The organism is Streptomyces sp. NPDC031418, assembly GCF_055581605.1.
In genome coordinates, this window is sequence record NZ_JBVIJC010000012.1 from 143,039 (window position 1) to 159,276 (window position 16,238).

Here is a 16,238-nt window from a genome sequence, read left to right on the forward strand (position 1 = left end):
CAACCCGTAAGAGAACACGGCGAAGACGGAAGACAGGAGCACGTTCATCATGGCTCAGGGGAGCAATGCGTCGGCAGGTCTGCCGGGCAAGCGCGCACTCGTCACGGGCGGTACCCGCGGAATCGGCCTGGCGATTGTGCAGCGGCTGGCCGAGGAGGGGGTGACCGTGGTGACCTCGGCACGCAAGGAGGCGCCGGGTCTGCCGGACTCGGTGACGCTGGTGACCGCCGACGTGAGCACCCCGGAGGGCGTGCGGCAGCTGGCCGAATCCGCCTTCGAGCTGCTCGGCGGCATCGACATCCTGGTCAACAACGCGGGCGGGGCGAGCAGCGGCGGAATGCCGCAACTCGGCGGGTACGCCTCGATCTCCGACGAGGAGTGGGTCGACGCGCTGAACACGAACTACCTCGCCGCGGTCCGGCTGGACCGGGCCGTGCTGCCGTCGATGGTCGAGCAGGGCAGCGGGGTGATCATCGAGATGGCCTCGACCGTCGCCCGCCGCCCGGCCGGGCCCCTGCTGCACTACGGTGCGGCGAAGGCCGCGCTGGTCAACTACGCGAAGGGACTGGCCACCGAGGTCGCACCGCACGGCATCCGGGTCAACAGCATCCTGCCCGGCCTGGTCAGGACGCCCGCCATGGATCTGGTCGCGGAGCACATCATGGGCGCCACCGGGCAGGACAGCGACGCGGTCGTCCAGATGATGGTCCAGTCGGAGGGTTCCCCGATGCCGGGCATCACCGAGCCCTCGGACGTGGCCGACCTGGTGGCGTTCCTCGCCTCGGACCGGGCCCGGCGGATCACCGGTGCCGGCTATGTCATCGACGGCGGTGCGCTGCCGCAGCTCTGACCGCCGCGGGCGGCTTGCCGACGGACCCTACGGGCCGGTGTCCCACGACACCGGCCCGTAGCCGTGCGGGCGTTACCCCTGGCCGAAAACATGCGCACCGCGGGGCGGAAGGAGAGGGTTCTTGTAGATCCACCCGGGATGCAATTTTTTACAGCTCGAACTCTTCGAATGTATGCTTCAACCTCTTGTCTTGCTCCACCTGCTGATGTGCTGTCAAAACGGCGAATCGGCTTGCGGAGACGGTTGCCGAGCCCCTACCCCCTCCCGCCGATCGGGGTCCGTTCCTACTACGGAGGACAGGAGCATGCCCAAGTCCGCACCGATACCCCACGAATCCTCGAGTGACGGGAAAAAGGCGCTCACGTCCCTTGAACTCATGGGTCTGGCGGGGTTACTTCGGGCATGGCGCGCCGCGGCCGGCCAGAAACGGGGCCTCGACCGTCCGCTCACCCAGAAAGAGGTGGCGCAGGCGATCGGCCGCAGCGTGCGGTGGTACATCGACCTGGAGGGCGGCGCGACCCCCCGCCTGGAGCGGTCCATCCTCGACGCGCTCACCAAGGAACTGATGCTCGGCCCCGACCAGGAGGCCACCCTTCATCTGTACGCCCTCGGGGGTGCGGTCACCACACCGCTGCCGGCGCTGAGCGCGGAGGCGGCGAGCCTGATGGAGCTGCTGCTCGACCAGCAGATGCCCAACCCGGCGTACATCAGCGACCTCAGCTGGGACATCATCGGCTACAACACCGCCATGGCCGAGTGGTACCCGTGGGTGCGCGAGCCCGGGGCCAACCTCATGCGCTGGGCGCTGCGCAGCAAGGAGGCCCGCCGGCAGCTCATCAACTGGGAGCACCACGCAGCGATCTACCTGGAGCAGCTCCGCTTCGCCCTCGCCGAGCACCCGCACAACACCGAGCTCCAGGACCTGCTCACCTACATCCTCCAGGACCCGGACTGCGAACGGCTCTGGCACGCCAGCTCCGAGGTCCGCAGAAGCGGTGAGGGCCGCCACTTCCTCCAGGCCCTGCCGCGCCACGACTACGCGACCATCCATGTGGTGAGCAACGTCCTGTATCCCGCGGGACTGCCCAACTCCCGGCTGGTCGTGATCACCTGGATCAAGCACGAGGGGACGCACCTGCACGACTGCCGGCCCGCGCTCGACAGACGGCGCACCCCGGCCCGGGAAGCCGTCGTGGACCCGCACCACCCCACCGCGGAGGCGCAGTTCTCCGTGCCCACCCCGCAGGAGGCGGCGGCGCTGGCCGGGCCGGGGGCCGTACCGCTGCCCGCGCTGAGCCGGCTCGCGGGCCCGCGGCACCAGCTCACCCTCTCCACCGAGCGGGACTCCGTCATCTGGGCCGAGCAGCAGGACACCGGGTACTGGGTCTTCGACGAGCTGGACCCGTACACCGTCATCAGGAAGCTGCCCCGCCATCGCACCCCCCTCGAGGCGCCCGAGGAGTACCAGGCGCTGATCCGTGCCCTGCTGCCGGACGACCCGAAGGCGGCGGCGGCACGGGCCGATGTGCTGCTCGCCGACTATCTGGCCCGGATCCGGCATCTGGCCGAGATCCGGCGGGAGCTGGGCCTGCGCCACCCGGACAGGGTGCCGCCGGCCGATCCGCTCGGCGACGCGCTGGAGCACCCGAAGATCACCGAGGCGCTGCGGCTGCCGCCCGACGACGACTCCCGGCCGGAATAGTCCGGCCGGAGCCACCGCCCGGCTGTTTCACCGGCGCACCCCGTACAGTAAGAGCCGTGATCGTCACGCAGCCCGCCCGGCGCACGGCCGGGGCCCGCCACCGCCGGGTGGTGCGGCCCGCCGTGCTGATCGCGGCGCTGCTCGGGCTGTTCCTGATGCACGGCGCCCCGGCCGCGGCCGCCGGCGGCTGCCACGGGACCATGCCGGACACGGCCGTCATGACGGCCGCGCACCCCGCCGCCCACACCGCGATGACACCCCCGGGCGACCGGGCCACCCCGAGCGCGGGCCACTCCATGCGCGGCGCGCTGTGCCTGGCCACCACACCGCGCCCGGCGGTCCCCCTGCCGCCGCTGTCCGCGGTGGCCGTCCTGCTTCCGGCCGCCGCCCTGTTGCCATGGGTCCGGCGGTCGTACGGCGACGCCCGCCGCCGGGGACCACCGGCCGGCGGACGCGGCCTTCTGCTCCAGGTGTGCGTCGCGCGGACGTGACACGACCCCCGGGCCCCGGCGCGATGCCGCGGTCCGGCCCCGGTCTCCTGTCACTCCGCGCCCGTTCACGGCGCCCACCTGGAAAGACACCTTCATGTCCCAGCGTCTGCGGACGACCCGCCGCGCCCTCATGTCGGCCGCCGCCACCGCGGCCCTCGCCCTGACCCTGGCCGCCTGCGGCTCCGACTCGAGCCACGACTCGGGTCACGGTTCCGCCATGGCCGGCATGGACCACAGCAGCACACCGTCGCCCTCGGCGTCCGGCCACGACATGGCGTCGATGCCCGGCATGGACTCCGGATCCGCCGGAAACGGCCTGGCCGCCGCCCAGGACGGCTACCGGATGACCGCCACGGCCACCGGCCTCCCCGCCGGCAAGGCGGCCGGTTACCGCTTCACCATCACCGGCCCGGACGGCCGGCCGGTCACCGATTTCGCCGTCGACCAGACCAAGCGGATGCACTTCTACGCGATCCGCTCCGACCTCACCGGCTTCCAGCATCTGCACCCCGTCATGGCCGCGGACGGCACCTGGACCGCGACCCCCGCCGCGCTGCGGCCGGGCAACTGGCGGATGTACGCCTCCTTCACCCCCGGCAGCGGTCCCGGCAAGGGCAAGGTCCTCGTGCTCAGCCGCACCGTGCGGGTCTCCGGCACGGCGACGGCGGCGCCGCTGCCCAAGGCGACCGGCACCACCACCGTCGACGGGTACACCGTGACGCTGAAGGGCGAGCCGATGGCCGGCATGGCCCACCAGCTGACCGCCACCGTCACCAAGGACGGCCGGCCGGTCACCGATCTCCAGCCCTACCTGGACACCTACGCCCATCTGACCGCCTTCCACCAGGGCGACCTCGCCTTCGCCCACCTCCACCCGGAGACCGAGGTGAGCGGCGACCACGGCGGGCCCTCCCTGGCCTTCCACGCCGAGTTCGCCCGCTCCGGCGACTGGCGGCTCTTCCTCCAGTTCCGGACCGGGGGACGACTGCACACCGCGGCCCTCACCCTGCAGGTGAACTGACCGCCCGCGTCCGGCCCGTCCCCCGTCGCCGGCGGGGCGGGCCGGGCGCGGTCAGTGGCCGCCGACGGCCAGCTCGTAGTCGCCGATCAGATCGCCGAGCAGGGTTCCGGCGGTGAGGTCGCTGGAGACGTGCCCGGCCATGTAGAGGCGGGAGTAGAGGACCTCGTCCTGCATCCACCGGTAGTCCGCGGCGCGGTGCGGGGACAGACCGCCGAGGAAGGTGACGGCGGCGGCGGCCCGGGTCGCGTGCCGGGAGGGGTAGGAGTAGGGGCCCCTGGCGCCGGGCTTGATGTGCTTGTCCGGGCGCAGGGCGGGGTCGAGGACGAAGGGCGCGGGCTGCCGGTCACGGGCGGCCAGCTGGTCGCTGACGGTCTTGGCGAGCTTGAGGGCCGCCTTGAGCCCGGCCTTCTCCGCCGTGCCCTGCGCCGCGGGGAGGAGTTCCCGCTGGTCGTGCTGGTACAGCTTCCAGATGTCCTTCTTACCGTTGATTTCCAGCCAGGTTGCCGCCTTCTTCCCGGCGGCCGTGCGCTTGCGGGCGAGGGCCTGGACCTGGCCGAGTTCGGCGGTGCGCTCCTTCGCCGAGGGCGGCGCGGGGATCTGCCGGGCGGCCCAGGCGGCGAACGCCTTGTCGTCGCGGGCGGTGCCGTGCGCCTTCTTCCACCGGGCGAAGAGTGCGTCGGCCCGCCGGCGCTGGGCGTCGGCCTGCCGGCCGATCGGTGCGATGTCGGCGTCGGTGAAGAGCGGCGGGGGCGGGTTCTGCCGGATGCGGGCGGTCGCCGAGAGCTTCTGCTTCCCGGTGACGGCCGTGGGCAGCAGGCGAGGCCGCAGCAGCCCGAAGGCGGCGACCGCCACGGCGAGCAGCGCGATGACCGCGTACTGCCATTGGACGCGGCGCAGGATGTTCATCGGGAGAGGGTCCTTTCCGGAAGCGGTGCGGGGTGGGCCGCGGCGGTGAAGTGGGTGCGCGCGAGGCGGCGTACGTCGTTGTCGGGCAGCCCGGGGGTGAGCAGGGACTGGAGGACGATGTACTTGCTCAGCGAGACCGGCCGGGCGCCGAGGCTCAGCAGCAGGCGGTCGGCGGGGGCGGGCCGGGCGCCGCCCTTGGTCTCCACGAGGATCCGTCCCGGGGCGAGGGCGGCGGTGCGGTCGCCGCGATGCCCGGTGAGCAGGCCGTCCAGCGTGACCCGGCTGCCCCGGTCCAGGTCGGCGAGGGCGGCCCGCACGTACCTGACCTCGGCCGCCGGGGTCAGCAGCGAGGCGGTGACCGGGATGTCGGCCTGCCGGAGCACGTCGTCGACGAACCGCGCCGCGGCGGCGTCGAGGCGGCCGTAGGCGTGAGCCGGTACCTTCAGCGCGTGTTTGACGGTGGCGCCCCGGCCGTCCTTCGTCTTCACCTCCACCCGGCACAGCCCGTCCTCCGCGTACAGCCGGGTGCGTACCTTCCAGCGCCGGCGGCGCCGCTGGACGTGGGCGCGCCAGGCGCCGAGTTCCGCCGTGTCGAAGTAGGCGGAGAGATAGCTCGTCGTACGGCGGCCGGCCAGGTCCAGGACATGGTGGCTGGCGGCGAGCCGGTCCACGAGGAGGCGGGCGCGGTCCAGCGGCAGCAGGTACTTGCGGTCGGTGCGGTGCTGGAGCGCGGCGGCCGCGTCCACCTCGGCGAGCGTCGCACCGCGCAGTCCGGACAGACCGAGAGCGGACGCGAGGGGGCCCGCGGACGTCATACGGCGGTCACCTGCTCGAGGGGCTCTGCCTCGTCCCGTACGGCGGCGGGTTCGTCCGGGGCGAGGGGGTAGCGGGCGGACACCCGGGTGGTCTCGCGGACGTAGTCGACCTCCTCGACCGCCACCGACAGCGGAGCCCGGCCGTAGCGCAGGGCGACGTCCTCGGTGATCAGGGACGGGTCGTCGTACACCCGGTCCAGGGTCAGCTTCACGGTGCGGGTGGGCGGCGGGTAGGCACGGGGGTCGTCCACCAGCAGCACGGCGAGCAGCACCACCACGTCCAGGGCGATGACGAGCCAGCCGGCGCGCTGCGGCAGCCCGGTGCACAGGCCGATGACCAGGGTCACGAAGGTGTAGGCGACATCGCGCAGGGTGAAGGCGGCGCTGCGCAGCCGGACCAGGGAGAGGATGCCGAACAGGCCGAAGCCGACCCCGGCCGGGAACTTGCCGGCGCCGATCGCGCTCATCGCCGCGAACAGGCCGATGTTCAGGGTCACCAGCACCAGCGGCATCGCCGGTGCGGTGGGACGGCGCCGGTAGAGCCAGCCCACCAGGAGCAGCAGGGCGATGACGTCGAGCCCGCCGCGGGTGCTGAGGTCGAGGGCGGTGAGGTGGCGGGTGATGCCCTTGGCGGCGAGCACCAGTGCGTGCATGGCTGTCCCTTCCGTCCGGGCACGTCGGACGGCGGACCGGTCGCGGTCCGCGGTGCACCGCGACATGAAGGAAGGTAGGGATGTCACATGAACAGACCATGAAGGCTTTCCCGGCTCCGGGACGGCCCCGGCGGGCGGTTAGCCTGACCGGCATGCACTACCTGGTCGTCGATGACGAGACCCGCCTCACGGACCTCGTCGTCCGCTACCTCACCGAGTCCGGACACACCGCCGAGGGCCGCTACGACGGCCCCTCCGGTCTGGCCGCCGCCCGCGATCCGCGCCTGGACGGGATCGTCCTGGACGTGATGCTGCCGGGGACGGACGGGGTGGAGGTGTGCCGGACGCTGCGCGGCGAGGGCATCGATGTGCCGGTCGTGCTGCTCACCGCGCGCGGCGCGATCAGCGAGCGGGTGGCCGGTCTGGACGCGGGTGCCGACGACTATCTCGTCAAGCCGTTCGCCATGGAGGAGCTGCTGGCCCGGCTGCGGGCGATATCCCGGCGCCGCCCCGACTCCTCCGGCCGGCTCCGGGTGGGCGACCTCCTGCTCGACCCCGAGCAGCAGCGGGCCTGGCGGGCGGGAAGCGAACTGGAGCTGTCCCGGCGGGAGTTCGCCGTACTGCGGGTGCTGATGGAGAACGCCGGCCGGGTGGTGACCCGGCTCCAGCTGCTGGAGGAGGTCTGGGACGGCGAGACGGATCTGCGCAGCAACGCCATCGACGTCCATGTCTCCAAGGTGCGCGCGAAGGCCGACCGCGCCTTCGGCCGTACGACCATCACCACCCTGCGCGGACGCGGCTACCGGCTGGAGACCGCCGCGTGACGCTGCCCGGACGGCTGCGCGCCTGGTTCGGGCGGCTGCCCGTCGTCACCCGCCTGGTGCTGGCCGTCGCCGTGACCATGTCCCTCGTGCTGGCCGCGGCGGCCTGGCTGGTCTACTGGCGGGTGGAGAGCGCCCTGGACCGGCAGCTGCACGACGACCTGGTCACCTACCAGCACAGCCTCGACGGGGCCGTGCGCACCGGCACCGCACCGCCACCGGGCCCGAGCGGCAGCCTCTACCAGGTCCTCGACCTCCGCGGCCGGGTGCTCGGCGCGAGTCCCGCCGTGCACCGCCGCGCCCTGCTCACCCCCGCCGAACTCGCCTCCGCCGCCGGGGGCAGGACGGTACGGCGCGATGTCGGCTCCCTGCTGCCGATGGCCCCGGACACCCTGCGGCTGCTGGCCGAGCGGGTCCCTGCCCGGGGCGCACCCCGCGTGGTCGTCGCCGCCGTCCGCCGCGGGCATCGTGACGAGGCCCTGCGCGAGCTCCTCGCCCAGCTCGCCCTCGCCTCCGGGCTCACCCTGATCGCCGCCTCCTACGTCGGCTACCGCACCGCGCGCGCCGCCCTGCGCCCCGTCGAGCGGTACCGCACCGCGGCGGCCACCCTCGCCGACGGCGCACAGAAGCTGCGGCTGGACGTGCCCGCCGACCGCGACGACGAGATCACCCGGCTCGGCCACACCCTCAACCGCATGCTCGACCGGCTGGAGGCCGCCGCCGCGCGCGAGCACCGGTTCATCGCGGACGCCAGCCACGAGCTGCGCACCCCGCTGTCCCTGCTGCGGGCCGAGGTCGACGTCGCGCTGCACCGCCCCCGCTCGGCCGCGGAGCTCACCGAGACCCTGCGCTCGGTGGACGCGGAAGTGCAGCGTCTGATCGATCTCTCCAACGCCCTGCTGGACCTGGAGGAACTCGGCGGCACCGACCGTGTCACGCGGGCGCCCGTGGCCCTCGCCGACCTCCTCGGCACCGCCGTGGCGCCGCATCTGCGCACCGCCGAACGGGCCGGGCGGGAGCTGGCCACGACGGTGCAGGACACCACCGTGGAGGTGGACGCGCGGTGGCTGGTGCCCGCCCTCGGCAATCTCGTCGACAACGCGCTGCGGCACGGCGAGGGCGCCGTACGGCTCACGGCTGCCGTCCGCGAGAACCGGCTGCGGGTGTCGGTCACGGACGAGGGGCCGGGCTTTCCGCCCGACTTCCTGCCGCGCGCGTTCGAGCGGTTCGCCCGTGCCGAGGCCAGCCGGGCCGGTGAGGGCTCCGGTCTCGGGCTGTCCTTCGTGAGCGCGGTGGCCGCGGCGCACGGCGGCACCGCACACGCCGAGAACGCGGCGGGCGGGGCAGCGGTGACGCTCGAGCTGCCGTGTTGATCCGCCGCTCGGCCAAAGCCGCGGGCCCGGGCCGGCCGGGGCAGGCGGTTCGCCCGGTGGCGGGTGATGCTGGAGCGGACAGCTCTGCCAGATGAGCCTGGAGGCCCGGCCGGTGATCGCCGTCAACCCGATGAACAGCGCCTCGGTGCTGGCCGCCTTCGGCGCGCTGGGCGTCCTGGTGGTGACCTTCGCCGAGTCCGGTCTGCTGGTCGTCGGGTTCCTCCTGCCCGGCGACACCCTGCTCTTCCCGGCCGGGGTGCTGTGCGCGGGCAGCGGTGACCAGCCGCCGCGGCTGTCGCTGTGGCAGGTGCTGCTGTGCGCGGCCGTCGGCGCCGTGGCCGGAGGGCAGGTCGGCTATCTGATCGGGCGGCACGGCGGCCGGGCGCTGCTGGCCCGCACCTCCAGCCGCCGGGCGAAGGCGGCGACGGTCCGGGCCGAGCAGCTGCTGTCCCGGTACGGCTACGGCAAGGCGCTCGTGCTCGGCCGGTTCGTGCCCCTGCTGCGGACCGTCCTGCACCCGGTGGCGGGGGTGCTCGAGGTGCCCCTGCGCCCGTTCACCCTGTGGCAGGCCGTGGGCGGGGTGCTCTGGTCGCAGCTGCTGGTGCTGGCCGGATACACGCTGGGCGCGTCGGTGCCGCACGTCGACGACTATCTGCTGCCGCTGGTCGCGGTGGTCGTCGTCCTGTCGCTGCTGCCGCTGCTGGTCGAGGCCCGCCGCGCCGGCCGGCAGCGGCGCGACACCTCCGGCTGAGCGCCGCGCCCGGCGGGTACCACCCGGCCGTTCGGCCGACGACGCCTTCTGGACGGGCCGCTGACGTTCCCCGAGACTGGACCGGATCCGGCGCTCCGCCTCCCAGGGACGGTGACATGGAAGAGGAAGTCCCCCGCGTCGAACTCACCCCGCAGGCGGCGGAGCTGGTGCGCCGGCTGCGCGCCGAGCACGGCCCCCTGATGTTCCACCAGTCCGGCGGCTGCTGCGACGGCAGCGCACCCATGTGCTACCCGGACGGCGAGTTCCGCACCGGCGGCTCGGACGTGCTGCTGGCCGAGCTGGCGGTGGAGGGGGTGGCGGAACCCGTGACCTTCTGGATGTCCCGGAGTCAGTACGAGGTGTGGCGCCACACCCGGCTGATCGTGGACGTCGTACCAGGAAGAGGCAGCGGTTTCTCGCTGGAGGCACCCGAGGGGGTGCGTTTTCTCACCCGTTCTCGCGTCGTCGAGGCTTAGTCCGCCCGCGAGCCGCAGAGGTCTGGTGCACTGCCCCTGAACAGAGGGATTCCACGGGCAGTTGACGAGACATCAGGGGGCACGGTGACGAGACGTCGCAGGCGTTCGGCAGCGGGCAGAGCGGTTCTCACGGTGGTCACGGCGTTCGGAGTGCTGGCCGGTGCGGCCGTGGCGGAGGCGGCACCGGCCGGTGCCGTGCCGGCCGGCCGGCGGATCGCGCCGGGGGTCACCTACCGGCAGTTCGACGTCGACGCGGCCGCCGGTACGGCGCACGCCCATCTGCTCACGGTCGACCTGGCCAATCCCCATGTCCGGGTCGACCTGCTGCACCCGGGCGCGGTGGCGGCCCGGGCCACGGTCTCCCGGATGGCGGACTCGGCCGGGGCGGTCGCCGGGGTCAACGGGGACTTCTTCAACATCACCGAGTCCCAGCACCCCGGCGTCGAGGCCACCGGCGCGAGCGTCGGCCCGGCCGTCGCGGACGGTACGGTGCTCAAGGCGGCGGTGCCGAAGGGCCAGCGGTTCGGTCCCGCACTGCCCCCGGGGACGAGCACCCAGGACGTCCTCGGCGTCGGCACCGACCGGCGGGCCCACCTGGACCGGCTCTCGCTGTCCGGCTCCGTCGACACCCCGGAGGGCCGGCTGGCGCTGGAGGGCCTCAACCAGTACGCGCTCCCCGAGAACTCCGTCGGCGCCTTCACCCACCTGTGGGGCAGCACCTCCCGGGAGCGCGCCGTCTGCGGCACCGACACCGAACGGGCGGCGCCGTGCAGCACCGACACCTACGAGGTGACGGTCACCGACGGCCGGGTGGTCTCCGCCGCCGACGCCCCGGGCAGCGGCCCGATCGCCGCGGACAGCACGGTGCTGGTGGGCCGCGAGGAGGGTGCGCGGCAGCTGCGGAAGCTGTCCGTCGGCGACGCGGTGAGCGTCAGCCACACCCTGGTGGCGGCGTCCGGGACGCCGTACGCCTTCGCGATCGGCGGCTTCCCGGTGCTGCGGGACGGCGCGCCGCTGACCGGGCTGGACGACACCACCACGGCGGTGCGCACGGTCGTGGGCTTCAAGGACGGCGGACAGCAGCTGCTGCTCCTGGTGCTGGACGGGGCCGCCGCCTACCGGACCGGGATGACGGTCGCGGAGGAGGCGGACACCATGCGGTCGCTGGGTGCGACCGACGCGTTCAACCTGGACGGCGGCGGCTCCTCGGAGCTGGTCACCCGGGATGCGGACGCGAGCGCGGTGACGGTCCGCAACCACCCGAGCGGTGGCGCCGAGCGCGCCGTCGCCAACGGCATCGGCGTCTTCTCGCTGCCGTAGGGCCTGTCTTTCGACGCCGGCAAGATCCGAAAGAGAGGCCCTGACTCAGGGCCGCAGACTGCTCACCAGGTCGGCCGTGGTGGTGAGCCCGCTGCTGATGGTGGGCGCCATGCTGGTGCCGGCCAGGAAGAAGCCGAGCAGCATGCAGACCACGGCGTGGGAGACCTTCAGCGCGCCGTTGCGCATGAAGATCACGGCAAGGATCAGGAGCAGCAGCACCACAGAGATGGAAATGGCCATCGCGAACCTCCTCCGCCACGCGCGTTTCGCGGCGTTCGGCCGCAAGTGTGGCGTAGCGGAGGGTTCGTCCGGGCAGCTGACGTGTCCTCCGTTCGTGTGAAGTCTCGCCCGCGTACCGGAAAGGCCCGCCCCGGGTGGGGCGGGCCTCGGTCGCGGTGCGGCGGGTCAGGGGGCCTGGAGGTCGACCAGCCCGGCCAGTGCCTCGCGGTGCGCCCCGGCCGTCCCGTAGGCGATCGAGTCGGCCTTGGCCCGCTTCAGATAGAGGTGGACCGGGTGCTCCCAGGTCATGCCGATCCCGCCGTGCAGCTGGAGCGCCTCCTCCGTGGCGTGGACGGCGACGGGGGCGGCGTAGGCCTGGGCGAGGGCCACGTGGAGGTCGGTCTCGGTACCGGTGGCGAGGGCGTCCGCGGCGGCGCGGGCGGCGGCCCGGAGGTTGACCACCTCCAGCCACAGCTGTGCGAGCCGGTGCTTGAGCGCCTGGAAGCCGCCGACCGGCCGGTTGAACTGCTTGCGCTCCTTCAGATAGCGGACCGTCTCGGTCAACGCCCAGTCGGCGACGCCCAGTTGCTCGGAGGCGAGCAGACCGGCGGCGGCACCGAGGGCCCGGCGTACGGCGGGTTCGGCGTCGCCGACCCGGCGGCCCGGGGCGCCGTCCAGCCGCACCGACGCCAGCGGCCGGGTCAGGTCCAGGGAGACCTGCGGGGTGACCGTCACGGCGTCGGCGGTCACGGCGTACAGCCCGCCGTCGTCGGCCGGGACGAGCAGGACGTCGGCGACGGCGGCGTCCGCGACCCCGGTCAGCTCGCCGTGCAGGGCGTCGCCCTCCCGTCGTACCACCGGGAAGGGCGCACCCGGCGCCGTGTGCAGGCCGACCGCGAGGACGCCGATGGTCCGGCCGCCGGCCAGCTGTCCGAGCAGCTCCTCGTCGCCGCAGGCCAGCAGCGCCTCGGTGGCCACGACCGCGCTGGAGAGATACGGCACGGGTGCCACCGCGCGCCCCAGCTCCTCCAGGACGACGGCGACTTCGCGGTGGGTGGCGCCCTGGCCGCCCAGGGCCTCCGGCACCAGCAGGCCCGCGAGGCCCATGCCGTCGGCGAGCGCCTTCCAGGCGGCGAGGTCGTGCGGCGCGTCGGACTCGGTGCGCGCGATGACCCCGGGGGCGTCGCAGTGGTCGACGAGCAGGTCGCGTACGGCGGCCCGCAGCGCCTCTTCCTCCTCCGAGTACAGCAGGTCGGTCATCGGGCGAGGTCCTTCCAGGCGACGTCCTTGTCGGTGCGCGGCTCGGCGGGCAGTCCGAGCACCCGCTCGGCGACGATGTTCAGCAGGACCTCGCTGGTCCCGCCCTCGATGCTGTTGCCCTTGGCGCGCAGATAGCGGTATCCGGCGTCCCGGCCGGTGAAGTCGACCATCTCCGGGCGGCGCATGGTCCAGTCGTCGTACAACAGGCCCTCGGCGCCGCGGAGTTCGACCTCCAGGCCGCTGATCTCCTGGTTGAGGCGGGCGAAGGCGAGCTTCATGCCGGAGCCCTCGTAGCCCGGCTGTCCGGCGACGAGCTGCTGGCGCAGGCGTTCGGCGGTGAGACGGGACACCTCGGCCTCGGCCCAGAGCTTCAACAGCCGCTGGTGCAGTTCGTGGGTGCGCAGTTCGGGGCGTTCGCGCCAGGTCTTCGCGACCGGGCCGATCATCCCGCCCTCGCGCGGCAGGGCCATGCCGCCGATGGAGACCCGCTCGTTCATCAGCGTGGTCTGGGCGACCCGCCAGCCGTCGCCGATCTCGCCGAGCCGGTGGGAGTCGGGGATGCGGACGTCGGTGAGGAAGACCTCGTTGAACTCGGCCTCGCCGGTGATCTGGCGCAGCGGCCGGACCTCGACACCGGGGTCGGTCATGTCGCAGACGAAGTAGGTGATGCCCGCGTGCTTCGGCACGTCCGGGTCGGTGCGGGCGATGAGGATGGCCCAGCGGGCGGTGTGGGCGCTGGAGGTCCACACCTTCTGCCCGTTGACCACCCAGGTGTCGCCCTCGCGGACGGCCCGGGTGCCGAGCGCGGCCAGGTCGGAACCGGCGCCGGGCTCGCTGAACAGCTGGCACCAGACCTCCTCCCCGGTCCACAGCGGCCGCAGAAAGCGCTGCTTCTGCTCCTCGGTGCCGTATTTGAGGACGGTCGGCGCGGCCATGCCCAGGCCGATGCCGATGCGCCGCGGGTCGTTGTCCGGGGCGCCCGCGGCCTCCAGCTCGGCGTCCACGACCGCCTGGAGCGAGCGCGGGACACCGAGGCCGCCGAGGCCCTCGGGGTAGTGCACCCAGGCGAGTCCGGCGTCGAAGCGGGCCCGCAGGAAGTCCAGCCGGTCGGTCGCGGCGGGCGGATACGCGGCCAGCAACTCGGCCGTACGGCGCCGGAGTTCGGTGGCGTCGGTCATGCGGCGGCTCCCTTGTCCAGGACCACGGCCACCCGGCCGGTGGTCACCCCGTCGGCGACGCGCTGCACGGCGTCGGCCGTGCCGGCGAGCGGCACCCGCTCGCTCACCAGCGGCCGGATCGCGCCACGGGCGGCCAGTTCGGTCAGTTCCTCGTGGCAGCGCTGGACCAGCTTGGGGTTCTTGGTGTTGTACAGGCCCCAGTGGAGGCCGAGGATCGAGTAGTTCTTCACCAGGGCGTGGTTGAGCGCCGGGCTGGGGATGGTGCCGGAGGCGAAGCCGACGACGACGATCCGGCCCTCGAAGGCGACCACCTTGGCGGACTGGGCGTAGGCCGCACCGCCCACGGGGTCGTAGATCACATCGGCGCCGCGGCCGCCGGTGGCCTCCTTGACCGCCGCGACGACGTCCTCGGCGCGCCGGTCGACCACCACGTCGCAGCCCAGCTCGCGGGCGACGGCGGCCTTGTCCGCGCCGCCGACCACACCGATCACGGTGGCGCCGGCGGCCTTGCCGAGCTGGACGGCGGCGCTGCCGACGCCTCCGGCGGCGGCGTGCACGAGCAGGGTCTCGCCGGCCTCCAGACGGGCGCGGCGGTGCAGGCCGAACCAGCCGGTCTGGTAGCCGATGTGCAGGGCCGCGGCCTCGGCGTCGTCCAGCGCCTCGGGGGCGGGCAGCAGGGCGCGGGCGTCGGCGAGGGTGTACTCGGCGAAGCCGCCGTGCGGCAGCACGGGGTTGGCGATCACCCGGCGGCCGTCCGCGGTCTCGCCGCAGATCTCCACGCCGGGCGTGAACGGCAGCGGCGGGCGCACCTGGTACTGGCCCCGGCACAGCAGCGCGTCCGGGAAGTTGACGTTGGCGGCCCGCACCCGGAGCAGCACCTGGCCGTCGCCGGGGGTGGGCGGCTCCACCTCCAGCAGGCGCATCACCTCGCTCGGCTCGCCGTTCTCGTGCACTTGCCATGCCTGCATGCGGGGCCTCCACGACTGCTTCGTCCGACCGGGTCCAACCGCATACTAAGCGGTCGCTTGCTGATCAGGGAACAGTCGGCCGGGAAGAGACCGGTGCGCTCACGAACGGGACGGCCGCGCCCGGACGTGCATCCGTTCCCCCTGCGGACCGAACAGGCTGAGGAACTCCACCGGCCCCTCCCCCGTCGACCCGAACCAGTGCGGCACCCGGGTGTCGAACTCGGCCGCCTCCCCCGCCGTCAGCACCACGTCGTGCTCGCCGAGGACCAGCCGAAGCCGGCCCGAGAGCACATACAGCCACTCGTACCCCTCGTGGGTGCGCGGGTCCGGTTCCTGCTTGCGCTGCGGTTCGAGCACCTTGAAGGCCTGGAGGCCGCCGGGCTGGCGGGTCAGCGGCCAGTGGGTGCGCCCGCCGCGCACGATCGGCTTGGCCCGCACCCGCGGATCCCCGGCCGGCGGCGCCCCGACCAGCTCGTCCAGCGGCACCTGGTGGGCCTGGGCGATGGGCAGCAGCAGCTCCAGGCTGGGCCTGCGCAGACCGGACTCCAGCCGGGACAGGGTGCTCACGGAGATCCCCGTCGCCTCCGACAGGGCGGCCAGCGTCACCTCCCGCTCCTTGCGGATACGGCGCAGCCGCGGCCCCACCTCGGCCAGAACCTCGTCAGTGCTCATGCCGGTATTGCAGTTTTGGCAAAGGTGTTTGTCAATACCGCAGAGCGGGGCGCCTGCCGGCGAGGAGGCGGCGGAGACGACCGGGCCGTGGCCGCGCGTCGTGGCACCGACGGGGTGCGGCCGGGATGCGCTGCGCGGCGGAGCGGGTCGACGCCGAATGGACATGGCCCGGCCCCGGCCCTCCGCCGCCGGCACCCGCCTGGCCGGGCCCCTCCGGGCAAGCCGCCCACCTGCGGGTGGCGGCCCACGCGAACGGGCCCCTCCGGGAAAGGCACCCGCCTGTGAGCGGCGGGCCACGCGAGCGGGCCCCTCCAGGGAAGGCTCCGCCTGCGGGCAGCGGGCCACGCAAGGGGGACCCAGCCGGGGAAGGCACCCGCCTGCGGGCAGCGGGCCACGCAAGGGGCCCCCGGGGAAGGCCCCGGCCTGCGGGGAACCCGCTCCAGGGAAGGCACCCGCCTGCGGACAGCGGCCCACACGAGCGGCACCCCATACGGGGAGGCGCCGGCTTGCGGGCAGTGGCCCACGCGAGCGGGACCCCCTCCGTGGAAGGCACCGACCCGTGGGCAGCGAGCCACACGAGGAGGAACCCTCCCGGGGAAAGCGCCGACCGGTAGGCAGCGGACCACGCGAGAAGTGCACTCCCACCGGGGAAGGCACCCACCCGCGGGCAACGGCCCACGCAAGGGGGACCCCGCCGGGAAGGCCCCGGCCTGCGGACAGCGGGCCACACGAGCGGCGCCCCCGCCGGGAATGGCGCCCGCC

At 73.7% G+C, this 16,238-nt stretch carries 17 protein-coding genes; 9 read left to right on the forward strand and 8 right to left on the reverse strand.

Going from position 1 to position 16,238, the window contains the following annotated elements; all coding sequences use genetic code 11:
• Positions 1 to 49 precede the first annotated feature (49 nt).
• The 4 genes from ACZ5CZ_RS19640 to ACZ5CZ_RS19655 all read left to right on the forward strand — a co-directional run bounded on the left by ACZ5CZ_RS19640 (position 50) and on the right by ACZ5CZ_RS19655 (position 4,064).
• Positions 50 to 850: an SDR family oxidoreductase gene (locus ACZ5CZ_RS19640; protein WP_450788827.1), complete on the forward strand. Its 801-nt coding sequence runs from the start codon at positions 50 to 52 to the stop codon at positions 848 to 850.
• A 460-nt stretch (positions 851 to 1,310) separates the two neighbouring features.
• Positions 1,311 to 2,552, forward strand: coding sequence for an MmyB family transcriptional regulator (locus ACZ5CZ_RS19645; RefSeq protein WP_385844323.1), 1,242 nt, complete (start codon positions 1,311 to 1,313; stop codon positions 2,550 to 2,552).
• Between the two features lie 56 nt (positions 2,553 to 2,608).
• Positions 2,609 to 3,043 carry a hypothetical protein gene (locus ACZ5CZ_RS19650; RefSeq protein ID WP_385844321.1) on the forward strand — a complete coding sequence of 145 codons (435 nt, stop codon included), beginning with the start codon at positions 2,609 to 2,611 and terminating at the stop codon, positions 3,041 to 3,043.
• A 94-nt stretch (positions 3,044 to 3,137) separates the two neighbouring features.
• Positions 3,138 to 4,064, forward strand: a complete 927-nt coding sequence (locus tag ACZ5CZ_RS19655; RefSeq protein ID WP_468944375.1) for a hypothetical protein — start codon at positions 3,138 to 3,140, stop codon at positions 4,062 to 4,064.
• Positions 4,065 to 4,115: 51 nt separating this feature from the next.
• On the opposite strand, the gene ACZ5CZ_RS19660 is transcribed toward ACZ5CZ_RS19655, so the two are convergent.
• The 3 genes from ACZ5CZ_RS19660 to ACZ5CZ_RS19670 are packed head-to-tail and all read right to left on the reverse strand — an operon-like array spanning position 4,116 to position 6,438.
• A complete protein-coding gene (locus ACZ5CZ_RS19660; protein ID WP_468944378.1) occupies positions 4,116 to 4,970 on the reverse strand; it encodes a phosphatase PAP2 family protein in 855 nt (284 codons plus the stop codon).
• The gene (locus ACZ5CZ_RS19665) at positions 4,967 to 5,785 is read right to left on the reverse strand and encodes a VTC domain-containing protein (RefSeq protein WP_468944380.1); all 819 of its coding nucleotides are present in this window, start codon (positions 5,783 to 5,785) and stop codon (positions 4,967 to 4,969) included. The genes ACZ5CZ_RS19660 and ACZ5CZ_RS19665 overlap by 4 nt, the downstream gene beginning before the upstream one ends.
• A complete protein-coding gene (locus ACZ5CZ_RS19670; protein WP_385844315.1) occupies positions 5,782 to 6,438 on the reverse strand; it encodes a DUF4956 domain-containing protein in 657 nt (218 codons plus the stop codon). Before ACZ5CZ_RS19670 ends, ACZ5CZ_RS19665 begins: the two co-directional genes overlap by 4 nt.
• Before the next feature lie 152 nt (positions 6,439 to 6,590).
• On the opposite strand from ACZ5CZ_RS19670, the gene ACZ5CZ_RS19675 reads away from it, so the two are divergent.
• The 5 genes from ACZ5CZ_RS19675 to ACZ5CZ_RS19695 all read left to right on the forward strand — a co-directional run bounded on the left by ACZ5CZ_RS19675 (position 6,591) and on the right by ACZ5CZ_RS19695 (position 11,179).
• The gene (locus tag ACZ5CZ_RS19675; protein ID WP_385844314.1) at positions 6,591 to 7,262 is read left to right on the forward strand and encodes a response regulator transcription factor; all 672 of its coding nucleotides are present in this window, start codon (positions 6,591 to 6,593) and stop codon (positions 7,260 to 7,262) included.
• Complete coding sequence (locus ACZ5CZ_RS19680; RefSeq protein WP_385844313.1) at positions 7,259 to 8,632, forward strand: sensor histidine kinase; 1,374 nt, start codon at positions 7,259 to 7,261, stop codon at positions 8,630 to 8,632. Before ACZ5CZ_RS19675 ends, ACZ5CZ_RS19680 begins: the two co-directional genes overlap by 4 nt.
• Before the next feature lie 91 nt (positions 8,633 to 8,723).
• Positions 8,724 to 9,383, forward strand: a complete 660-nt coding sequence (locus tag ACZ5CZ_RS19685) for a DedA family protein (protein ID WP_468944384.1) — start codon at positions 8,724 to 8,726, stop codon at positions 9,381 to 9,383.
• A gap of 116 nt (positions 9,384 to 9,499) precedes the next feature.
• Positions 9,500 to 9,859 (forward strand): DUF779 domain-containing protein, encoded by a 360-nt coding sequence (locus ACZ5CZ_RS19690; protein ID WP_385844310.1) that lies wholly within the window; start codon positions 9,500 to 9,502, stop codon positions 9,857 to 9,859.
• 132 nt (positions 9,860 to 9,991) lie between these two features.
• Entirely contained in the window at positions 9,992 to 11,179 is a 1,188-nt protein-coding gene (locus ACZ5CZ_RS19695) for a phosphodiester glycosidase family protein (RefSeq protein WP_468944387.1), read from the forward strand.
• 45 nt (positions 11,180 to 11,224) lie between these two features.
• Here the strand turns inward: ACZ5CZ_RS19695 and ACZ5CZ_RS19700 are convergent, their stop codons facing one another.
• From ACZ5CZ_RS19700 to ACZ5CZ_RS19720, 5 genes are all read right to left on the reverse strand, one after another.
• Positions 11,225 to 11,419, reverse strand: a complete 195-nt coding sequence (locus ACZ5CZ_RS19700) for a hypothetical protein (protein WP_385844306.1) — start codon at positions 11,417 to 11,419, stop codon at positions 11,225 to 11,227.
• 165 nt (positions 11,420 to 11,584) lie between these two features.
• On the reverse strand, positions 11,585 to 12,658 hold the full coding sequence (locus ACZ5CZ_RS19705; protein WP_468944390.1) for an acyl-CoA dehydrogenase family protein: 1,074 nt from the start codon (positions 12,656 to 12,658) through the stop codon (positions 11,585 to 11,587).
• Positions 12,655 to 13,836, reverse strand: coding sequence for an acyl-CoA dehydrogenase family protein (locus tag ACZ5CZ_RS19710; RefSeq protein ID WP_468944393.1), 1,182 nt, complete (start codon positions 13,834 to 13,836; stop codon positions 12,655 to 12,657). The genes ACZ5CZ_RS19705 and ACZ5CZ_RS19710 overlap by 4 nt, the downstream gene beginning before the upstream one ends.
• Positions 13,833 to 14,804 (reverse strand): NADPH:quinone oxidoreductase family protein, encoded by a 972-nt coding sequence (locus tag ACZ5CZ_RS19715; RefSeq protein WP_385844301.1) that lies wholly within the window; start codon positions 14,802 to 14,804, stop codon positions 13,833 to 13,835. The genes ACZ5CZ_RS19710 and ACZ5CZ_RS19715 overlap by 4 nt, the downstream gene beginning before the upstream one ends.
• Before the next feature lie 99 nt (positions 14,805 to 14,903).
• Positions 14,904 to 15,476, reverse strand: a complete 573-nt coding sequence (locus ACZ5CZ_RS19720; RefSeq protein WP_385844300.1) for a helix-turn-helix domain-containing protein — start codon at positions 15,474 to 15,476, stop codon at positions 14,904 to 14,906.
• Positions 15,477 to 16,238 lie beyond the last annotated feature (762 nt).